General features: G+C 55.5%; 3 protein-coding genes. All 3 read right to left on the bottom strand.

Features of this window, described 5'->3' with window-relative positions; all coding sequences use genetic code 11:
* A partial coding sequence (locus tag WBF74_RS05725; protein ID WP_424436515.1) for a type II toxin-antitoxin system HipA family toxin occupies positions 1–1,066 on the bottom strand: 1,066 nt, incomplete at its 3' end.
* Complete coding sequence (locus WBF74_RS05730) at positions 1,067–1,318, bottom strand: helix-turn-helix domain-containing protein (RefSeq protein ID WP_424436518.1); 252 nt, start codon at positions 1,316–1,318, stop codon at positions 1,067–1,069. It lies immediately after the preceding gene.
* Between the two features lie 133 nt (positions 1,319–1,451).
* Positions 1,452–2,240 carry a type I restriction-modification enzyme R subunit C-terminal domain-containing protein gene (locus WBF74_RS05735; RefSeq protein WP_424436521.1) on the bottom strand — a complete coding sequence of 263 codons (789 nt, stop codon included), beginning with the start codon at positions 2,238–2,240 and terminating at the stop codon, positions 1,452–1,454.
* Positions 2,241–2,474: the final 234 nt, after the last annotated feature.

A 2,474-nucleotide genomic window follows, 5' to 3' on the forward strand; every position in this document is an offset into this window, starting at 1 on the left:
TCATCTGCTTGCGTTCGATCTGACGGCGCTCGAGGCTCGGTTGCGCAGTGAGCACGTCATAGAGAGGCGTCAGTCGGTATGTGTTACCGGGTCCGAGGAAGATGCTGAAGTTCTTCGCATGTCCGTCGGTTGCGCCGATTAGCCAGAAGACGATCTGCGCCTTGAAGACTGTGAGCCGGTCGATATCTGGTTCGTCGCTACCGCGCAGGAGATCAAGAATCTGAACGATGCTTGGACCGCCCTGGTTCTGGTATTTGAGGGTTGGCGGTACGGATAACGCCTGACAGAAATCTTCCTGAGGCAAACGCAAGAGGCGGCCATCTCTCGTCCATTGCCGATCAAAACGTTCAATGACGAGTGTTCTCTGGTCTTCGAAGTCGATGATCTCTGTGTTGGCCACTTTGAGGCCGAAGCCCTCTAGCAACTTCAGGCAATAGAATTCATTCTCAACGCTGTTGGTGAGATCAATGCCGTTCGGCAGATGGCCAATCTGCGGTTTGAGGATATGCGTTGTCGGTGTCGTGCCTATCGGCTTCAGCCATTGGCCGTCATGATGGAGAAGTGCGGTCTTTTCCTGTGCGCCCGCCATCGAGATACGGAACGCATCTTCACTGCTGAGTCCGAGTGGAGCGCGGCCTAGATTCTTGAGTATGCCAGCGATCTCTCCATCGCTGACCGACTCGCCCGCGATGCTGCCCGCCATGCCCAACAAGCTGTCGTCGAAGAGCTCGTCTGGCAAGAATTGAAGAGCGCCAACGCAGTCGCGGCCGATTGCCGCCAACAGACTAAATGCGTCTGTGCCCGTTGCGCCCACGCGCTCGGCGACGTAGCGCCTGATATCATCGGAATCCGGTAACAAGTTCTCGAAGACTGCCGCGACTTTTGCGCCGGTATATCGTTCGTCGGAAAGTGGAAGGGAGAGAGAGACCGGGAGTGTGTGCTCCCAATCAAGCCAACCAGTGTCATATGTGAAGCTGATCGCGCCGCTCGCTTCTTTGGTCAGGCGGCCGACCAGGCGGTTGTTCAGCAGAATATTGAGAGGTGTCCGGATGCGGCGGCGTCCCATCTAGAACACCTCTGCAATGTCTTCGGGTGAGCCTTTACGACGGGGACGTATTGCGATCTCGAGATCAAGCGCGGCCAGAATGTCGCAGAGCGTATCGACCCGCGTATTGGTCTGGCCGCTTTCGATTTTAGAAACTGTCTCCTGCCAGATGCCGACTTTTTCAGCGAGCGCGTTCTGGCTGAGGCCCGCAGCACGGCGAGCGCGTTTGATTGCTGCTCCGATTTGCTGAGGCGTGCGTACGGTGTTCGGCATGGTTCCACCTCCGAAAAAGAGATTATATGGTTTTAATCATAAAAGAAAAATATGAAATTAACATCATATTTTAATTGCATGATTTATATATCATATAATCCGAGGTGGCACTGCAATACGCGGCTAGGCGGAGTTATACCGCGGCACTCTCATTGAACTGTTCGATCAAACGGATGATCTGGCTGGTGCGCTGGAGGTCGAAGACCTTCTCGGGTCCGGTTGGCGCGACATCGATGAAAGGACTTTCATATAGAAGTCCGGGGTCCATCGTCCCCTTTTCCGTCAGGTGCTCAATGACCATGTCGATGAATTCGATCTGAGCCTTGGTGGCGGTGGTGCCGCCTACAAATGCGCTGAAGGCTTCCGACACGGCGGCACGGTCGAGCCCCACGAGGGAGCGGAGGAAGCGGCCAAGGCCCTTGTTCAACTCGATGGCCTTTTCCAGTTCGGCATCCGTCCCGACCCCTTCAGAGACGAGTATGGCCTGGAGCTGTTCAATGTCGGTCGCGGTCAGCGGTCTGCCGTGGCGCAGCTTCTGGAGCGCGATATTGTCCATATGTTCGAGAAGGAAATGGCGCGCCTTCTTCTTGAAGCGCGCATAGTCAACCTCACCGACTTGTGGCAGCGCAACGTCCATTCCCTCGCCAAGCTCATCCTCGAAATTCGTGTAGACGATTGCGCGTTCCGTTTTCCCGACATGCTGAACGAGAAGGCGGAGCCTTTTCCGAGTGAGGTCGAGTATCGGAACTGTGATGCCTTCCCACCATTCGTCTGACTGGATGTCCTGAATAAGCTCCATCTGCGCCGCGACAACTGGAATGGCTGCCTGTGCTTCGAGCGCCACGGCGATCTCCACCAGCTTTTTGCGAAGATTGGTAAACGCCTTGCTGCTCTTGAGAAGCGCCAGTTCCAGACTGAACATCAGCACATCGAAGCGCTTCGCTTCTTCGCTGTCTCTTCTCGCGCCGGAAGGGAGCGGCGCGACACTTTCCAGAAGTTCGTCTCGCGTGGTGTCGTTGAGTGTTTGCCAGCTTTCCGGCTTTTGATATTTCGCGACGAGCCGGCGATTTTAGCGGACGACGAAATTGTCGATGCTCATAGCGCCCACATAGTCCTGCAGGACTTGGATGGCTTCACTGCGCACAGCCGTCAGAAG

Source organism: Parvibaculum sp. (assembly GCF_049672805.1).
Classification (GTDB): Bacteria; Pseudomonadota; Alphaproteobacteria; order Parvibaculales; family Parvibaculaceae; genus Parvibaculum.